Annotated in this window: 18 protein-coding genes and 2 tRNA genes; 7 read left to right on the top strand and 13 right to left on the bottom strand. The window is 60.8% G+C overall.

Going from position 1 to position 18,221, the window contains the following annotated elements:
- The first annotated feature begins 6 nt into the window (after positions 1-6).
- Together OA90_RS14655 and OA90_RS14650 are read left to right on the top strand one after the other, a co-directional pair.
- Positions 7-960: a LysR substrate-binding domain-containing protein gene (locus OA90_RS14655; protein WP_068413129.1), complete on the top strand. Its 954-nt coding sequence runs from the start codon at positions 7-9 to the stop codon at positions 958-960.
- Positions 961-1,193: 233 nt separating this feature from the next.
- A complete protein-coding gene (locus OA90_RS14650; RefSeq protein ID WP_068413128.1) occupies positions 1,194-2,642 on the top strand; it encodes a DASS family sodium-coupled anion symporter in 1,449 nt (482 codons plus the stop codon).
- 76 nt (positions 2,643-2,718) lie between these two features.
- Here the strand turns inward: OA90_RS14650 and OA90_RS14645 are convergent, their stop codons facing one another.
- Positions 2,719-3,495 (bottom strand): IclR family transcriptional regulator, encoded by a 777-nt coding sequence (locus OA90_RS14645; RefSeq protein WP_068413124.1) that lies wholly within the window; start codon positions 3,493-3,495, stop codon positions 2,719-2,721.
- Positions 3,496-3,608: 113 nt separating this feature from the next.
- On the opposite strand from OA90_RS14645, the gene OA90_RS14640 reads away from it, so the two are divergent.
- Positions 3,609-5,369: a thiamine pyrophosphate-requiring protein gene (locus OA90_RS14640; RefSeq protein ID WP_082837061.1), complete on the top strand. Its 1,761-nt coding sequence runs from the start codon at positions 3,609-3,611 to the stop codon at positions 5,367-5,369.
- 617 nt (positions 5,370-5,986) lie between these two features.
- Here OA90_RS14640 and OA90_RS14635 read toward each other — a convergent pair.
- The 11 genes from OA90_RS14635 to OA90_RS14585 form a co-directional block, all read right to left on the bottom strand.
- Positions 5,987-6,062: transfer RNA gene (locus OA90_RS14635), tRNA-Phe, on the bottom strand.
- 481 nt (positions 6,063-6,543) lie between these two features.
- Positions 6,544-8,151 carry a bifunctional metallophosphatase/5'-nucleotidase gene (locus OA90_RS14630; RefSeq protein ID WP_068413614.1) on the bottom strand — a complete coding sequence of 536 codons (1,608 nt, stop codon included), beginning with the start codon at positions 8,149-8,151 and terminating at the stop codon, positions 6,544-6,546.
- Between the two features lie 579 nt (positions 8,152-8,730).
- Positions 8,731-8,931 carry a DNA gyrase inhibitor YacG gene (yacG, locus tag OA90_RS14625; RefSeq protein WP_068413116.1) on the bottom strand — a complete coding sequence of 67 codons (201 nt, stop codon included), beginning with the start codon at positions 8,929-8,931 and terminating at the stop codon, positions 8,731-8,733.
- Positions 8,932-8,980: 49 nt separating this feature from the next.
- On the bottom strand, positions 8,981-9,607 hold the full coding sequence (locus tag OA90_RS14620; protein ID WP_068413611.1) for a Maf family nucleotide pyrophosphatase: 627 nt from the start codon (positions 9,605-9,607) through the stop codon (positions 8,981-8,983).
- A gap of 41 nt (positions 9,608-9,648) precedes the next feature.
- The gene (gene infA, locus OA90_RS14615; protein ID WP_068413114.1) at positions 9,649-9,867 is read right to left on the bottom strand and encodes a translation initiation factor IF-1; all 219 of its coding nucleotides are present in this window, start codon (positions 9,865-9,867) and stop codon (positions 9,649-9,651) included.
- A 266-nt stretch (positions 9,868-10,133) separates the two neighbouring features.
- Positions 10,134-10,586 carry an arsenate reductase ArsC gene (locus tag OA90_RS14610; RefSeq protein ID WP_068413112.1) on the bottom strand — a complete coding sequence of 151 codons (453 nt, stop codon included), beginning with the start codon at positions 10,584-10,586 and terminating at the stop codon, positions 10,134-10,136.
- A gap of 5 nt (positions 10,587-10,591) precedes the next feature.
- Entirely contained in the window at positions 10,592-11,095 is a 504-nt protein-coding gene (locus OA90_RS14605; RefSeq protein ID WP_068413110.1) for a UPF0262 family protein, read from the bottom strand.
- A gap of 27 nt (positions 11,096-11,122) precedes the next feature.
- Positions 11,123-12,430: a histidinol dehydrogenase gene (hisD, locus tag OA90_RS14600; protein WP_068413108.1), complete on the bottom strand. Its 1,308-nt coding sequence runs from the start codon at positions 12,428-12,430 to the stop codon at positions 11,123-11,125.
- Positions 12,431-12,505: 75 nt separating this feature from the next.
- A complete protein-coding gene (locus tag OA90_RS14595; RefSeq protein WP_068413103.1) occupies positions 12,506-12,943 on the bottom strand; it encodes a DUF2948 family protein in 438 nt (145 codons plus the stop codon).
- Positions 12,944-13,144: 201 nt separating this feature from the next.
- Positions 13,145-14,434, bottom strand: coding sequence for a UDP-N-acetylglucosamine 1-carboxyvinyltransferase (gene murA / locus OA90_RS14590; protein ID WP_068413100.1), 1,290 nt, complete (start codon positions 14,432-14,434; stop codon positions 13,145-13,147).
- 240 nt (positions 14,435-14,674) lie between these two features.
- Positions 14,675-14,854 (bottom strand): hypothetical protein, encoded by a 180-nt coding sequence (locus OA90_RS14585; RefSeq protein ID WP_068413094.1) that lies wholly within the window; start codon positions 14,852-14,854, stop codon positions 14,675-14,677.
- A gap of 543 nt (positions 14,855-15,397) precedes the next feature.
- On the opposite strand from OA90_RS14585, the gene OA90_RS14575 reads away from it, so the two are divergent.
- The 4 genes from OA90_RS14575 (at position 15,398) to OA90_RS14560 (ending at position 17,963) form a co-directional block, all read left to right on the top strand.
- Positions 15,398-15,472 (top strand) — tRNA-Thr (locus OA90_RS14575).
- A 265-nt stretch (positions 15,473-15,737) separates the two neighbouring features.
- Positions 15,738-16,142 carry a very short patch repair endonuclease gene (locus OA90_RS14570; protein WP_208986144.1) on the top strand — a complete coding sequence of 135 codons (405 nt, stop codon included), beginning with the start codon at positions 15,738-15,740 and terminating at the stop codon, positions 16,140-16,142.
- A 68-nt stretch (positions 16,143-16,210) separates the two neighbouring features.
- A complete protein-coding gene (locus OA90_RS14565; protein ID WP_068413085.1) occupies positions 16,211-17,554 on the top strand; it encodes a DNA cytosine methyltransferase in 1,344 nt (447 codons plus the stop codon).
- Positions 17,547-17,963, top strand: coding sequence for a hypothetical protein (locus OA90_RS14560; protein WP_068413081.1), 417 nt, complete (start codon positions 17,547-17,549; stop codon positions 17,961-17,963). The genes OA90_RS14565 and OA90_RS14560 overlap by 8 nt, the downstream gene beginning before the upstream one ends.
- On the opposite strand, the gene OA90_RS14555 is transcribed toward OA90_RS14560, so the two are convergent.
- The coding region (locus OA90_RS14555) for a transposase (protein WP_156510508.1) at positions 17,945-18,221 on the bottom strand (277 nt) is incomplete at its 5' end. The genes OA90_RS14560 and OA90_RS14555 overlap by 19 nt on opposite strands.

Here is an 18,221-nt window from a genome sequence, read left to right as displayed (position 1 = left end):
GCCATCATGAGCCTGGACCTGCTGCGGCGCGGCTTGAAAATTTCGCATCTGCGCCTGCTCGCCGAACTGGCGCACCAATCGCGACTGACCAATGCCGCGACCGCGCTCGGCATCACCCAACCGGCAGCCTCACGGCTGATTTCGGAAATCGAACGGATTACCGAAACGGCCATCTATGTGCGCAGCGGCCGGGGTATCGAGCTGACTGACGTGGGCCGCAAGCTCGCGGAACGCTGCGTGCGCATCCTGCAGGAACTCGGCGACGCGGGCCGGGACATCGCGCAGCACATGTCCGGCCAGAGCGGCCATGTCAGCATCGGCTCGGTTACCGGACCGGCCATCGAATATGTGCTGCCCGCGCTGCGCCATATCCGGCTCAGTTATCCGGATATCTCGATTTCCGTCGATGTTGCCCCCAGCCGTGACCTTGCGCAGAAACTGGAGGACGGGCGGCTGGATTTCTCGCTCAGCCGGGTGCCGTTGGATGAAGATCCCACCCTCTTTGAGGAACGGCCGCTGCTGCGGGAACCGGCATCGATCGTCGCCCGCATCGGTCACCCGCTGACCCGAACCGGTACCCCCATACCCGCCGAAGCCCTTCTCGATTTTGACTGGGTTCTGCCTCCGGCCGGCGCGCCGATCCGGGCAACCGCGGAACAGGCGCTGCGGGACAAGGGGCTGACCCTGCCTTCCAGAGTGCTGACCACCTCTTCCTTCCTGTTCACGCTGGCGACCGTCCAGAGAACCAACGCCATCGCTCCGGTCGCCCAGTCCGTCGCCAGAAGCTTCGCCGAAAGCCTGGACGGTGTGCCCGGGACACTCACCGAACTCCGGACCAACCTGCCGCTGTCGGTGGAGACCTATTCCTTCCTGACGCGCAAGGGACAGGTGCTGACACCTGTCGCCCAAGTCGTCGCTAAAGAGGTGCTGCGGGCTATCGGCGAGTGGAGCGGCCCCTGACAGAAGAGCCGGAGCCGGCTGCAGGCAAATGGTATATATTCCGCTTCGGTTGCCACCGTGACACGGTAGGATCAATGATCGAGCGAGGCCTGCCGTGTGCAGAATTTCGCCCACAGCCTGGAGGGAACAGAGATCTTGTCGTCACACACTGTTCTGATTGTCGCGCTCCCCGTTCCGGAAACCTGTTCCATACGCCGAAATGGAAAGCGTCCTGGCATGATACCGGGAAAGACATGAGCGAGCAGCGGCAAACACAGGTGAAGGGCTACAGTCTCGCCGGCATGCTGATCGGTCCTGCAGCCGCATTGGCGATGCTGGCGCTGCCTGTTCCGTCGGGACTGACGTTCCAGGGTTGGGCGACAGCCGTCATTGCCGTCTGGATGGCGATCTGGTGGGCGAGCGAGGCGCTGCCGGTTGCTGCAACGGCCCTGTTGCCGCTCGTCTTCTTTCCGCTGTTCGACATCTCCGATTTCGGCCAGACGGCCGCCCCCTTCGCCAATCCGCTGATCTTTCTGTTTCTCGGCGGTTTCCTGATTTCACTCGCCCTGCAGCGATGGAACCTCCACCGCCGCATCGCGCTTCACATCCTCTCGGTCGTCGGCAGCAGCCCGTCCGCACTCATTGGCGGCGTGATGGCGGCAACGGCATTCCTGAGCATGTGGATCAGCAACACGGCCACCGCCATGATGATGATGCCGCTGGCCGTCTCCCTGACGTCGGTCCTGACGGATGCCGGACAACGCGAGAAGTCCGGCCTCTCCTCCGCGCTTCTGCTGGCTGTCGCCTATTCCGCATCGATTGGGGGACTTGGCACCCTGGTCGGCTCGCCGCCGAATGCCCTGCTCGCCGCCTACATGGAGCAACGCCATGGCATTCATGTGGGGTTTCTGGACTGGATGGCAATCGGGCTCCCGGTTGTTCTGGCCATGTTGCCGATCACCTGGTTTCTGCTCACCCGGGTAGATTTTCACCTGCAAGACACCTCCACCCGCGCGGGATCTGAGGTCGTACGCCAGGAACTGGACAAAATGGGTCCGGTGAGCGCGGCGGAAAAACGCGTCGCAGCGGTGTTCGCGCTCGTCGCGGCGCTCTGGATCTTCAATCCCCTGACCGCCGACTGGATCGGGCTGTCCGGCCTTCATGACGCAGGCATCGCAGTCTCCGGTGCGCTCCTGCTGTTTCTGATCCCCTCCGGCACCCATGCGCGCGTCTTTCTGCTCGACTGGAATTGGGCGAAGCGGGCTCCCTGGGATATTCTCATCCTGTTTGGCGGCGGCCTGAGCCTGGCTCAGGCGGTGGACAAGACCGGGCTTGCCTCGTGGATCGGCAATGGCCTCTCATTCTTTGAAACCTGGCCGGTGTTCGCGCTTGTGCTGGCTGTTTCGCTGCTCGTCATCTTTCTGACCGAGCTGACGAGCAACACGGCGACGACAGCTGCCTTCCTGCCGGTTGTCGGCGCCGTTGCCGTGCAGGCCGGTCTCGATCCGCTGTTCCTTGCCGCGCCCGCCGCCATGGCCGCTTCCTGTGCCTTCATGCTTCCTGTGGCGACACCTCCGAACGCCATCGTTTTCGGCACCGGCCAGGTCAGTATTCCCCAAATGATGCGGGCGGGATTTCTGGTGAACCTGGCGGCTGTCGCGGTGATCACACTGCTGACGACACTGATGTTCGGCGGCGGATAGGCGCTGGCCAAGTTGGTTTGGCCGTGCGCACGGAAACACGCCCTTCAGGACCAGATAACGTCTCGCCTGCCAGCCATTATCGCTGCGGCTCGGCGAGGCTGCTACGGAGATTTTCCACAGTCGCCTTCAGTTGCGCCAGCGCCGTTCCAGCCGCCTTGCCTGCCCCGGCACCGGAGAGGCGCGCCGCCGGGCCGAAGACCGACAGGCCCGAGATCATCCGGCCGCTGCCGCTGAAAAGGGGAACGGCGACCGCGTGCAGCGTATCTTCCCGCTCCCCCCGATTCTCCGCAAACCCGTCGCGGCGGACCTTTTCAAGTTCCGCGCGCAGCGCGTCCTCTCCAGTGATGGTTGCTCCGGTAAACGCTCTCGTCTCGACCCTTTTGAAATAGGCATCCAGCTCCCTTTCCGGCAAATGAGCCAGCCAGAGCTTGCCGTGCGCCGTGCACCAGGCTTCAAGTTCCGACCCCACCCGGATATCCACCAGCACGGGCCGGTCGGGCACGGCGCGAGCGATGCAGACCACCTTGTCGGAGCGGAACAGAGTTGCCATGGAGGCTTCACCGAGACGATCCGTCAGCGCGTTAAGGGCCGGCTGCAGAAGACCCGCGAGCGAGCCGCCGTCAAGCAACCTCTCCGCCAGACCGGCGAACAGGAACCCCAGCCGGTAGCGGCCGCGTTCAACCGCAATGAGCGCACCGACATGCTCCAGCGTCTTGAGGAAACGATGCGCGGTGACGGCATTCACGCCCAGTTCGGCCATCACATCGGCAGCGGCGATCACCGTCCTGTCCGCGTTGAAAAGCTTCAGGATTTCAAAGGCCTTCACCACGGAACCGTTGATCTGCGCCACCATCGCCGAATGAGCCTGCTTTTCTGATCCGCAAACGGGGGTGTTGACGGATGATTTCAATTATTTCAATATAAGATATATAAGTTACTATTATAGTAATAATGGAGAATGTCAAGATGGCGGCGGCAAGTCCGGAGTCCCCAGCGCAGAAGCGTAAATCCGCATCCCCGGCAGGCAAGACCGGGTCGGGTACGATGACTTGCGGAGGCGCGCTGCTGTCCCGGCTGAAAGCGCTCGGTATCGATTACATCTTCGCCAATTCGGGCACCGACTTCCCGCCGATCATCGAGGGCCTCGCGGAAGCTGCCGCAAGCGGCATCGACCTGCCGGAAAGCCTGGTCATTCCGCATGAATCGGCCGCCATGGGCATGGCGCACGGCTATTACCTGGCCACCGGCAAGACGGCGGCGGTGATGGCGCACACCAATGTGGGCCTTGCCAATTGCTCCATCGGCGCGATCAACGCGGCCACCGAACATATTCCCGTGCTGCTGTTTTCCGGGCGCACGCCGACGACGGAAAAAGACCGCTTCGGTTCGCGGACGGTGCCCATCGGCTGGGGTCAGGAGATGCGCGATCAGACGGCCCTGGTGCGCGAAGCCTCTAAATGGGATTACGAGCTGCGGTTTCCCGAACAGGCGGTGGAAACCGCCGACCGGGCCAAGGCCATCGCCGAAACCGCGCCGCGCGGTCCTGTCTATGTCAGCCTGCCGCGCGAGGTCCTGTGCGAGCCGACAGGCACCGAGCAGCTTGACCTTCCGCCAATCATGCGCCCTGCCCGCCCGGGCCTGAGCGAGGCGGACTTCGAGACCGCGGCGAAATGGCTTGCGGAAGCGGAAAATCCGGTCATCTTCGCCCAGCACGGCGCGGGCGGCCCGGACGGATTTGCCGCGCTCGGTGAGCTGGCGGAAAAATGGGGCATACCCGTGTGCCAGTACTGGGCCGTGCAATGCGCCATCGACAGCGACCACCCCATGGCCGCGGCCGCCCCACCCGCCCCGCTGCTGGAAAAGGCCGATGTCATTCTGGTGATCGACTGCCTCGCCCCATGGGCGCCGGACGCTCACGGCCCGCGCCCGGGCGCAAAAGTCATTCATCTTGCCCAGGACCCGCTCTTCAGCCGAGTGCCGGTGCGCAACTTCCAGTGCGATCTGGCCCTCGCTGCGGATGTCGAGCCTGGTCTGCTGGCCCTGAAAAAGAAACTCGCGGCATTCACCCCGTCAGAGCGAGAGGAAGCAAGGCGCAAGTTCTGGGCGGACACGAACGCCGGAACCCGCAAGAAGGCCATTACCTCCGCAAAGGCCGGCGAACGGGACCCGATGACCAAAAGCTGGGTCAGCCTGTGCCTCTCCGAAGCGCTGGCCGGACGGGACGCCTCGGTTCTGTCCGAACTGGGTTGCCCGATGGACGCCATGTCCCTCACCCACGCCCAAGCCTGGTTTCAGGAACCGCATTCCGGCGGGCTGGGCTGGTCGTTCCCGGCGGCGCTCGGCATGAAGATCGGCGCGCCGGAGCGCACCATCGTCGCCACGATGGGCGACGGCTCCTACATCTTTTCCAATCCGGTCGCCTGCCACCAGATCGCCGAGGCCCACCGGCTTCCCATCCTGCTGGTCATCCTCAACAACGCGGAATGGGGCGCGGTCCGCCAGTCGGTGCTCGGCCTTTATCCGGACGGCCACGCCGCCCGCAGCAACCAGGTGCCCCTGACAGGCCTCTCGCCGGTCCCCGACTTCGCAATGATCGCCCGCGCCAGCCGCGCCCACGCCCAACGCGTCGAGCACGGCGCGGACCTGCCGGGCGCGATAGAAGCAGCGCTGAAGCATATCGATGATCAGGGAACGATGGTGCTGCTGGATGTGCAGGTGGCGCCATAAGGCAGGCACAGGACGCATCTCTCAAAGCGGCTCGAAGTGCTGACGACCCCTCAATTCGTTATCACCTCTGTTGAATGTATGGAGAAGCTGAGCCCCGCCCTCACGGTCGCCACCCCGGTGGCAGCGTCGCCAGATCCGGGGCCTACTCGCGGTGCCACTTGCTGAAGCAACGGCGATTGTTCATCGGCGGTCGATTGCCAGCTTCGGGACTGCGCGCCGTAGTGTTTGTCCCGGAGCTGTGTGTGAAGCAGCCTTGGAGACTCCTATCAGAGCCCCTGCGAACGAGCGGGCCTCGGCTCAGCGCTGCGCTTGGCCGGGGTGACAGCCGAGGGTGGTATTCAGCTTCTCAATTCACTCAACAGGGTTGATGACGGCGGTAACACAGTCGCAATCCGGCCGCTACCAAAGTTACACCCCCTGCGGCCCATCGCCAGCGATGTCGATTGCGAGGGAGGCCGCGGCAGATTTCCGGGCCCTCTTCTCCTATTCACACAGCAACAATAATTGCCACTGCACGAACACAAACAGTGTGAAACAGGAAGCTTACCGCTGACAGGCTCTCAAATTCACAATGAGGCCTTTAGAAGCTTGGTCTTGAAGAAAAATTCAGGGGGAAGTGGTGCCCAGAGCCGGAATCGAACCAGCGACACGCGGATTTTCAATCCGCTGCTCTACCAACTGAGCTATCTGGGCGTGCCTTGCGATGCGTCCGGGACAGTGTCCGTTCGCTGAAAGCCCGGTCCTTATAGAGGCTCCCCATGACCTTGTCCAGCGTCCCGGCAAAGTTTTTTGCCGGTTCGCGGCATGGTAACGGGGGAAAACGCCACCGCGTCATAAACAACTGAAAAACAAGGCTTTTCTGAAGATTTTTTGCTTCTGCCCATCGACGTTTCGCAGGTTTTCCGCCGTTCTCCAGAGCTCTCAAAAGCTTGAGGACAAGCAGGTGGTGTCTGCGATGGCGCGAGACCGCTCAATCCGGTTTCCACAACGCTTCCGCTTTGAGGGATCTCAAAGCAATCGTGATCACGCCGCGGCTCCCCGATACGCCGGAAGCAGGTGCCGGATCGGGTCCGGCACGGCACAGTGCGATGGGGGTGCGGACGCGGAAGGTGCCAGCGCGCCGCCACAGCGGCGCGCTTTCGTATTTCAAAACCGTTCCCGTAGGCCCGCAGGCCTACTTCACGGTGATGCGGTCGTCCGTATAAGGCGTGTAGCCGTTCTTGGCCGCCAGATATTCGGAGACAACATCGGCAAGGTCAGGTCCGAAATCGTAGGCGTTCATGCCGTCCGTTTCGAAAACATCGTAGCCGTCGCCGCCGCTGCGCATGTAGTTGTTGGACACGACGCCATAGACTTTTTCAGGATCCAGCGGCACGAAGCCGTCGCCTTCCTGAACCATCACATCGAAGACACGTTCACCGGCGGGCTTCGACTTGTCGAAGCTGTATTTCAGCCCGGCGACCTGCGAGAACCGGCCGGCCCCCTCCTCCACCTGGCTGACGCCGTTTTCCAGCGCCGTCAGAATGCCCGCGCCTTTCAGTTCGAAGGTCGACAGGGTGTTCTGAAACGGCAGCACGGTCAGGACCTCGCCCATGGTGACTTCACCGGCATCGATAGAAGCACGCAGGCCACCGCCGTTCTGGATCGCGATCTGGACGCCCTGGTCCTTCACACGGTCCAGCATCGCGTCGGCGACGAGATTGCCCATCTGGCACTCGCCAGCGCGGCACGAACCCCTGTCACCGTCGATGACCGCATCCGATGAGCCGATCACCTTGATCTTCAACTCCTCGATGGGCGCCGCATATCCAGCCACGCGCGCGAGGAAGTCCTCGTCGGGCGTCACGGAGGCATCCAGCAGGATCGGCTCACCCTCGGCCTTGAGAAGATTGCCGTCATCGTCCCAGCTCACGTCGATTTCGCCCAGGAACTTGCCGTAGGCATAGGCCTGCACGATCGGCACATCCTGGCCGTCCGGGTTGGTCACCATGACCGGATACGGACCTTCCGCACGCTCCTGCGTGTTGGACAGCAGCGTGTGAGAGTGACCGCCGACGATCAGGTCGATGCCGGAAACGGCCGCTGCAATTTCCCTGTCACGCGACAGGCCCATGTGAGTGACGGCGACAATCTTGTTGACCCCGGCGGCTTCGAGACCCTCGACCGCTCCCTTCAGGTAGTCTTCAGCCCGTATGAAGCGGACATCGTCTCCCGGAGAGGAGGTTTCGACGGTGTCTTCCGCCAGCGTCGAGACGATGCCGATCTTCTCGCCGCCCTTTTCAAGAATGAGCACTCCCGGCACCTTGCCCTTCAGCGACGCGTCGCCACTGACATCGATATTGCCCGAGATCACCGGGAACTCGGCTTTGTCGATAAAGGCTGCAAGGGCTTCGGGACCATCGTCGAATTCATGGTTGCCGACGGCCATGACGTCGATATCCATGTCATTGAGGAAACCGACTGCGGCTTCGCCTTTGTAGGTGGTGTAGAACAACGACCCCTGGAACTGGTCACCGGCATCAACGACCAGAAAATTGCGGCCTTCCCCTTCGAGCGCGGCACGCCGCTCGTCGAGCTTGGTCTTGATGCGGGCGATGCCGCCGAAGCACTTGCCTTCCGTTTCGGATTCCGCATCGCAGGTGGAATCGTACTTGTTGATCGATTCAATGCGCGAGTGCAGGTCGTTCAAATGCAAGATCGTCAGGGAATAGTCGGCATAGGCTGCCGTCGACAGCGCCGTCGACACGGACAGCACCGCTGCGCTCAGGAAACGTTTGTTCATCGGACCCTCGCCCTTGGTTTGGTTGGTGTTGCCATGCCGGCGGACTCCATCCGGCACCGCTCCCGGTGTTGTTCTTGACCCTGACCGGCCACAATGAGGTCGTGTCGGCCGCAGCGCACACAACCGGGACCGATGGCGTCAGGATCGCCAGTATGTGCCAATCTTGGTGCAGTTTCGTGACAGCTGCAAGAGGCCGAAGGTCCGATTCTGAAAAAAATTTTGCCGGATAAATTTTTTTGCAGTCCTGCCTAAAATTCGCACACTTCCGCGGCTCGTCGCGCCGTCTCGACCCCACGGAGCCGCGCTTCCGTCAAACCGGTCAGGTTATTGCCGGATCCGATGCAGTGTTATCGGGAGGAGCGGGAACACACTCGATACCGAATTGAACTTATTGGTAAAATCATAAGATTACCGCGCTCCGGCCTGCGTAGGGATGGCCCTCAGGCGCATGCACTGCAACTTCAACCCCAGTGATACAGTAAAATGGAGCGGACCGGAGCTGCGTCTTCGCGGGCGGCCGGGAACAAACCGTTTCGAGCACCCAGCCAGCGCTCGGAGCGCGCGAAGAGCCCTGCAGCCTCAATCTTCCGGCAGGTTGCTCTCGTCGATGTCGTCGGTTTCGACCACGGGAATGGCGTAGCTTCCCGTGAACCAGCGGTTCATGTCGATCTTGGCGCAACGGTCGGAGCAGAACGGATAGTCGTCCGGCGTCGACAGTTTCGAACAGATCGGACAGGGGCGCATGCGGCGCTGTGGTTTCTGGGCTGTGGTCCCGGCCATGGCGGTCTCCCCTTTCCTTGTGTCAGCGAACGAATGACCCGGCCGGCGGTCAGGCGGCGGCCGTGGCCCAGCCCTTGTGGACCGGATATCCGGCAGCGGTCAGCAGAAACGCGGTCTCCACCAGCGGCAGTCCGACGACAGCCGGATAGGATCCGACCAGCTTGACGACAAAGCTGCCCGCCAGACCCTGGATGGCATAGCCCCCGGCCTTGCCGCGCCATTCGCCGGACGCCACGTAATCATCCATGTCCTTGCGCGAGAGGCGCTTGAAGCGGACACGGGTCTCCACCAGCCTGGACCGCACCTTGCCGTTGGCTTCAGCCACGGCGACGGCCGTGAAAACCCGATGTCCCCTGCCGGACAGGAGCGACAGGCACATGACCGCCTGATCCGTAAGCTCCGCTTTCGGAAGGGCCCGGCGGCCGACGGAGACAACCGTATCGGCGGCAAGCACCACGCTGTCCCGCAGACTGTCCGAAGCGTCCACCTTCTGACGGACGGTTTCGGCCTTGGACCGGGCCAGCCGCAGCGCAAGACGGCGCGGTGTCTCGTGCTTCTTCGGTGTCTCGTCGATGTCGGCAGGCAGGAGTTGATCCGGTTCCAGCCCGATCTGCTGCAGCAGCGCGAGGCGGCGCGGCGATGCGGAGGCCAGGATCAACTGTGGGGCATTCATCATGAAAACGCGAACCTTGCAGCCGGGGTCACCATGCAATCCGCTTACTTGAAGCGGTAGGTGATCCGCCCCTTGGTGAGGTCATACGGGGTCATCTCGACGAGAACCTTGTCGCCCGCCAGAACGCGGATACGGTTCTTGCGCATGCGCCCGGCTGTGTGGGCGATGATTTCGTGTTCATTTTCAAGTTTTACGCGGAACGTCGCGTTCGGCAACAGTTCTGTTACGACGCCCGGAAACTCCAGAGCTTCTTCTTTGGCCATTTGATATCCTGAATAAAGCGGGTCCTGCCCGCGGGTGCGGGGGAAACTAACGGATTAGGGACAGAAAGTGAACCTTTCTTTCCACAGCCGGCCAAAGAAACCCCGGCTTATACAGATCACCCGCGGCGGACACCGGGTTTCAAGCTCCCTATGGAGCCCGGGAACCGCGGAATTACGGCATTTACGCTTCATCTCAAGGCGTCGGAACCCCAGTTCGTCCGGGCCGGAAATACAGTTTCCGGCACACGGATTACCTCCCGATGGCATCAGCCGCTCGGCGGCGGGGTCCAGTCCAGGCGTTTCTTGATGCGCATCATCAACTGGTCCCGGACGGCCCGGTATTCGCTGAGGATCTGCTCTCGGCTGCCGGTCGCCAAAGTCGGGTCAAGCGTCGGCCAGTATTCCACGTCGACGGCCTCGGTGCGGGTCATGTCGAGCGCCTTGTGGTGGGCTTCGGGCGCCAGCGTCACAACCAGGTCGAACCCGGATTCGTCCAGCTGCTCGAATGTTCTGGGCTGATGCTTGCTCATGTCCACGCCGATTTCGGCCATGACCGCGTCGACGAAGGGGTCGATCTTGCCCTGGCGCACACCGGCGGAACGCACATAGACCTGGTTGGGAAACAGTTTCCGCGTCAGGGCCTCGGCCATGGGCGAGCGCACGGAATTCATCCCGCAGGCGAACATTACCGCAGTCGGACGAAGGCCCGGCCCGGTCATTCCCGTCAACCCTTCCAGTGCAGGGCGTAGACGAGCGTGAACAGCCGTCGTGCGGTTTGCATGTCCACCTCGACCTTACCTTCCAGGCGCTCCATGAGGACGGTCGAGCCCTCGTTGTGAACACCGCGCCGGCCCATGTCGATGGCTTCGATCTGGCTGGGCGTCGCATGGCGGATCGCCTCGTAGTAGCTCTGGCAGATCAGGTCGTAGTCCTTGACGATCTTGCGCAAAGGCGACAGGGACAGGACGTGGGTGACAACCTCCCGCCCGTCTTCCAGCTTGATCCGGAAAACAAGTTTCTTTTCGATCACCGAGAGATCGAGGATGAACCGCGCGGATGGATGGCCCACCGGCTGGAAACTGTTTTCCTCGATCAGATCGTAGATCGCGACCGCCCTGTCGTGCTCCACTTCCGGAGTTGAACGGGAAATGGAGGCTTCATCAAGAATCACGTCCACCAGCTTGCCGCCGGAGGCGTTCGGATCTGTATCCGCTTGCGGTTCGCTCATGCTGCAGAAGCCTCTCTCGGGTATCGGCTACAGGTTCAGTCTGATGGAAACAGAGCGCGCGTGCGCAGACAACCCCTCCGCTTCACCAAGGGCGATGGCCGCCGGGCCGAGCGCTCTCAGATTTTCCGCGCTGCATTTGAGAACCGACGTGCGCTTGACGAATTCGAGCACGGAAAGGCCGGAGGAAAACCGGGCCGAGCGCGCCGTCGGCAGAACGTGGTTTGAACCGCCCACATAATCGCCGATGGCCTCGGGGGTATAGTGCCCGAGGAACACCGCCCCGGCGTTGCGCACCTTCTTCAAAAGCGCTTCCGGGTCGGCCACCGCCAGCTCCAGATGCTCCGGCGCGATCCGGTTGGCGAGCGGCATGGCCGCTTCAAGAGTGTCCACCAGAATAATGGCGCCGAAATCGCGCCAGCTCGCCCGGGCGACGTCTTCGCGCGGCAGCGCCCTGAGCTGCGCCTCGACGGCGGTTTCCACCTCGTCGGCCAGGTCCGCGCTGTCGGTGATCAGGATCGACTGGGCAGCGGTATCGTGTTCGGCCTGCGCCAGAAGATCGGCGGCCACCCAGTCGGCGTTGTTTTCGCCATCGGCGACGATCAGGACTTCCGAGGGGCCGGCGATCATGTCGATGCCGACCGTGCCGAACACCCTGCGCTTGGCCGCGGCCACAAAGGCGTTTCCGGGCCCGACGATCTTGGCGACCGGGGCAATCGTCTCGGTGCCATAGGCAAGAGCCGCAACCGCCTGGGCCCCGCCGATCCGGTAGATTTCCGTGACGCCGGCGATCCGGGCAGCGGCAAGAACCAGCGGATTGAGCACGCCGTCCGGGCTGGGAACCACCATGACGATACGTTCGACGCCGGCGACCTTCGCCGGGACCGCGTTCATCAATACAGAACTCGGATAGCTGGCCGTTCCGCCAGGCACATAAATACCGACCGCTTCGACGGCGGTCCACAGGGACCCCAGTTCCACGCCGAGCGGATCGGTATAGCGATCGTCCTTCGGCATCTGCCGGGCATGATGCACGTGGATCCGGTCATGGGCGAGTTGCAATGCGTCCAGCGTCTCGCGGGGCACCTTTGCCGCCGCAGCCTCGATCTCGGCGGACGAGACCGTCAGTTCCGCCATGCCGGCCGCATCCAGCCGGTCGAACTTGCGGGTATAGTCCAGAACGGCCCGGTCGCCATGGCTGCGGACATTTTCAAGAATGTCCCGGACGATGTGATCGACATCTTCCGACACTTCCCGCTTTCCGGCCAGAAGGTCCGCGAAACGCGCCTCGAATCCGGCGTCCTTGTCTGAAAGGCGTTGAACCACGCAACTCTCCATTTTTCTCAACGGCAATTCTCGGTGCCGATTCTCAGTCCCAACTCCGGGGTCCGGCAACCTGCGGCACCGGAGCGATCAATCCAGATCGTGCTGCGGCAGGTTGGGGGTCGACCAGGCAGCGCCAAGATCGGAGAGCTGCGCCTCGATACATTCCACTTCCAGGAGCAGACTGGCGCCACCTGCGAAAGCGAGCTCGATCTGGCCGGAAGGCTCCTTGCCGGGCTTGAACGTCACGGCCAGCAGTTCCAGCACAGCGCCCTTGGCATCCTGACGGATGTTCTGCACCTTCATGGCGTTGACCTGGGCGAATGCCAGGGCCGAGCGGCGGCGCTCGTGTTTTTTCGAGCGTTTGTCTGTTTCCTTGTCCCAGACAAACCGGTTCACGACGAAGACCACCTTCTTTTCCTTCGGCAGATAGCGGATATCGGCGACGGTCAGGACGGCATCCTGCAAATGGGCGGAGAGAACCTGGAGGTCTTCCTGATCAAGGGCGGCGAGTTTCAATTGATCCATAGCGGTCGAATTCTGCTCCCGTCATACATTTTCCGGCATTTTCCGGCTTTTCCGGCAAAGCGCATATAAGCGCAGTCTGCCCGGTTCCCAAGGCTGTTGACGTAAAGGGGAATGAGGGATTTGGCAATCGGGAATAAGGCGCACCCTGCCCCTGCGGCTTTCCGGCTTTCGTGCCCCGCGCTTGCCCGTACCAGCGCCGGCCTAGCTGGAAATCCGGTCGATCTGCGCGCCGCAGCGGGTAAGCTTGTTTTCCAGGCGCTCAAAGCCCCGGTCGAGATGGTAGACGCGGTTGACGGTGGTCTCCCCCTCCGCCGCGAGACCTGCGATGACCAGCGACACGGAAGCCCTGAGGTCCGTCGCCATCACAGGCGCGCCGCGCAGGGTGGAGACACCCTCGACCGTCGCCGTGCGGCCGTCCACATGGATGTTGGCTCCCAGCCGCGCCAGTTCCTGCACATGCATGAAGCGGTTTTCGAAGATGGTTTCGGTGATCCGGCTGGCCCCGCCCGCCTTTGTCATCAGCGCCATGAACTGCGCCTGCAGGTCCGTCGGGAAACCCGGGAAGGGTTCCGTGGTCACATCGACGGGCTGAATGCCGTTGCCGTTGCGATACACCTTGATGCCGTACGCTGTCTGGGTGATCTCGGCGCCCGCCTGGCGCAGGGTGTCCAGCGCCGATTCCAAGAGATCCGAGCGAGCGCCCTGCAGCAGCACATCGCCGCCGGTCATGGCGACCGCCATGGCATAGGTGCCGGTTTCGATCCGGTCCGGCACCACCGCATGGCGCGCACCGTGAAGGCGCGGCTTGCCCTGAATGCGGATTGTGGAGGTGCCCTCGCCTTCGATCTCCGCGCCCATCGCCCTGAGGCACTTGGCCAGATCGACCACTTCCGGCTCGCGGGCGGCGTTGACGATTTCCGTTTCGCCCTGCGCAAGCGTCGCGGCCATCATGATCGTGTGGGTCGCGCCGACGGAGACTTTCGGAAATTCAACGCGGGCTCCCTTCAGGCCGCCTGGTGCCTTGACGACCACATAACCGGCCTCGATCTCGATATCGGCGCCGAGCGCGGCCAGCCCGTCGATGAAGAAGTCCACCGGACGCGTGCCGATGGCGCAGCCGCCGGGCAGCGAGACCCGGGCTTCGCGGCACCGGGCGACCAGCGGGCCGACAACCCAGAAGCTGGCGCGCATCTTGGAAACAAGTTCATAGGGCGCGGTGGTGTCGACGATCTCGCGGGCGGTCAGGTTCAGCGTCTGTCCGGCCAGTTCGTCCTGGCCGTTGCGCTTGCCGTTCACCGAATAGTCGACGCCGTGGTTGGACAGGATCTGCGTGAGCTGCGCCACGTCGCGCAGGCGCGGCACGTTGGTCAGCGTCAGGGTCTCGTCCGTCAGAAGCGAGGCGATCATCAGCGGCAGCGTCGCGTTCTTGGCTCCGGAAATCGGGATGATCCCGTTCAGTTCCCTGCCGCCGACAACCTTGATACTGTCCATAGTCTTCCCCGAACCCGTACCGCGGACCGGCGCGGTCTTTTCCTGGAACCTCCCGCGTCCGGATGAACGCAGGCTGTGAATATCGCACGGCCGATCATCTTCATATCAAGGCTGATCCGGCCAAATTCAATCAAGTCCTGGGATCTACACGCAACTTGTGGCCCATGCAAGGCAGACCATGGGCATTGCAAGGGCAATCAATCGGGCGAGCAATCGCCTGAATTATCCCGTCAGTGCGCCTCACTCAGCCTTGCGGCTTTTGGCGGCGCTCTTGCGGCGGCGCAGGTTCGCCCTCAGGGCCTCGGCAAGACGCTCCTGCCGGACGGTTTCCCTGTCCTTGCGGACGTCCTTGTCCCCTGTCCCGGCCGGTTCGCCGGGATCTTTGGCAACCGGCTGGCCGTGCTGATCTTTTTTGCTCATGGCAATGCGCTTCAAATGACTGGTTCCCCTTCTCTTTACCAAGCCTGCCCTTCGCTGAACAGTCCGCTTTGCCGTAGCGCGGCCATCGCCTTCCGCCCCGCCTCTCCCTTGCAACCCGGCCCAACCGGTCGGATCGAGGCTGCCTCTTCATCAGGTGGCATATCATCCAGTGGCGTGGTCCGGGCGTCGCATTTCCAGCGGGCTGCGCATGTCGCGCCCTTGTCCGGCCTTGACACCCCCATTTTCTCCCGGCTCCCCATATGACCTGCCCGGCCCGACCTCAGCCGATATCCCCAGACGGCAAAACCCGCGCTTTTGCAGGCAGTTACGGGGCGAAAGCCTTCCTGCGAGGCAAGGTCTTCCGCCGGCCGGATTCGAGGGCGGGAAAAAATCCAAATCACCGCTTGCGTCCCCGGCCCGCATATGGCAAAAGCGCCCTCAATCCGGTCGGCCCCGCTGATCGGATCAGGCATTTGCGTCCTTAAAGTCGCGCTTTTCCCCCGGAAAAGCCCCATGCGGCCCGCCTCTGAAGACGCACCGGATGCTGCCGTAGCTCAGGGGTAGAGCACTCCCTTGGTAAGGGAGAGGTCGAGAGTTCGAATCTCTCCGGCAGCACCATCAAAATCCGAGTAATAAAAAGCATTTACCAGAATTAGCCGACACCCCCGATCTCAATTTCGCGCAGGAATATGCAGGGAACAAATGCAGAATTGCAGAAGTTTTTCTGCAGAACTCCGACAGTTTGGTTCTGATTTGTTCTGCTGATCGATACGGGCAGGCAAGCTGCGAAGGTGTTTGTTCGCACGGGCCGCAATCGCAATCGAGCACCAAGTAGCTAATAGGTGCTGGAAACGAAGTCTTTCACCAAATAAAATTTGAAATCATGGATACCAGAAGCCCCGAGCAACGCCGACGCATAATGCAAGCTGTTAAAAGCAAAGACACTGGTCCCGAGTTGATTGTTAGGCGCTTGCTGCATTCCATGGGCTTCAGATACAGACTTCACCGCAAAGACCTACCTGGAAAACCCGACATTGTATTCGGCCCTAAAAAGAAGGCTCTATTCATTCACGGGTGTTTTTGGCATGGACACGGTTGCTCAAAAGGACGCCTTCCAAAATCGAAACTTGATTACTGGGGACCGAAAATCTCCTCAAATCTGAAGCGGGACGAGCGCAAGAAGCAGGAACTCAAAAAAAACGGATGGAGCGTGTTGGAGGTCTGGCAGTGTGAGACTGGCGACCTTAACTCTTTAAAATCAAAGCTTCTAAAATTCTTACACAACTAAATCTGATTTCACGATCGACAGCTTCTCTCGACTCCGCTAATGTTCAGAATCGCAGAAGGGGACAGACCATGAACAATCGGCCGATCGGAATTGACTTATTCGCCGGTGCAGGCGGTATGAGCCTTGGTTTCGAACAGGCCGGTTTCGATGTTGCCGCGGCCGTCGAGGTCGACCCTGTGCACTGCGCGGTTCACGAATATAACTTCCCGCAAACAGCAATCCTCGCAGAGTCAGTCGCCGGACTTTCAGCAAAAAAAATTCGGGAGGTGGCCGGTATTGGCAACAAACAAATTGACTGTGTGTTCGGTGGACCACCTTGCCAAGGGTTCTCGCTAATTGGACATCGCGTCTTAGACGACCCGCGAAATGAGCTGGTCATGGAATTTGTCAGGCTGGTGGCAGAGCTAGACGCACGCACTTTTGTTTTCGAAAATGTAAAGGGCCTAACGGTTGGAAAACACAAACGTTTTTTGGAAGAATTGGTTCAAGAATTCGAGCAACGAGAGTACGAAGTCAACTTTGAGAACCGCAAGGGAACGGTTCTCAACGCAGCAAACTTTGGCGTTCCCCAACACCGCCACAGATTGATCTTGGTTGGCGCTAAGAAGGGTGAAAAACTACCTTGTTATCCTAGCCTCATTACGACTGCAGCTGATGGAAAAAAGCCGATTGCAGATCTTCCGAATGGCCCTACGGTGGAAGACGCAATTGGAGATTTGCCTGATGCGGACCGTTTCGCTTCGCTTTTGAACAGAGACACGGTCAATACAAAGTACGATGCACCGTCCACTTACGCCGCAAAACTTCGTGCTCTTACAAATGATGCCTGGGACTTTGGCTACAAGCGGCATTGGGCACCGAGCACTCTCACTTCAAGTGCACGGACCAAACACACTGAAATCTCAAGAAGACGCTTCACGGAAACTGAACCTGGTAACGTCGAACCAATAAGTCGCTTCTTCAAGCTCGCTCCGTATGGGTTGTCGAACACACTGCGCGCCGGAACGGATGGAGCCAGAGGAGCGTTCACAAGCCCTCGGCCAGTGCATTACAAGTATCCACGCTGCATAACAGTACGCGAAATGGCTCGGTTACATGGCTTCCCTGATTGGTTCCGATTTCACGTTACCAAGTGGCATGGAGCGCGCCAAATCGGTAACGCCGTGCCCCCCCCTTTAGCACGCGCAATTGCCGCCTCGGTTATTCAAGCTCTGGGTATATTGCCAACGCGTCCTGAAAAGACTCTGGCGCTTGGTCGTAAGGAGCTTCTCGAAATGGACCTTTCCGCGGCTTCAAGGAATTACGGCGTGCCCACTCCCCCATCACGGCGAGACCGCAAGAGCGGAGCCAGAAAACGCAAACAAGAAGAGATCGAAGCACAGATCAAGGCCACAGGATCGGCTTATGCCTAAGCCAACAAATCGCTATGAGGCAATTGTAGAGAAGATCTTTTTTGATCAGTACAGCGAAGACAAGACCGAGCTTGAATTTGCTCGTACTGACATTGAAGAAGCTGCCGAGTTTCTGCGCATTAGGTTGCCAAAGAACTTGGGTGACGTGCTCTATTCGTTTCGATTTCGAAATGCACTACCTGAACGGATAGTCGGGACACAACCACCTGGCAAAGAGTGGGTAATTCAACTTGCCGGTCGCGCGATCTACAAATTTCGTTTGGTTAAGATCAATCGAGTAATCCCGCGGGACGATCTTGTCACAATCGAAATTCCAGATGCTACTCCTGAAATAATTCGCGCATATGCACTTGACGACGAACAGGCCCTCTTAGAGTCCGATTCAAAAGTTCATGAGACAAGACAATAGGTTGCGAGCCTGCGTGTCATGACCCTGATACTAGCGATGTTGATCCATGCGGTGGAACTTTCGATTGACGCCTCCCAGTCCTTTGCCAACCGGCGGCATCTGCCCAGCCATGCGAAAGTGCGCTCCACCACCCATCTGCGGGGCAGGAGTTCGAAGCCTTCAGCAGCATCGGAGCGTTTGATGATCTCTATCGTCCAGTTGCCGTTGCCCACCAGGGCGGCGCGCAGCTTTTCACCGGCATAGCCGCCATCGGCGAAG

Origin of the sequence: Labrenzia sp. OB1, assembly GCF_001624695.1 — a bacterium.
GTDB lineage: Bacteria > Pseudomonadota > Alphaproteobacteria > Rhizobiales > Stappiaceae > Roseibium.
This window is presented reverse-complemented; position numbering and strand designations above follow the sequence as displayed.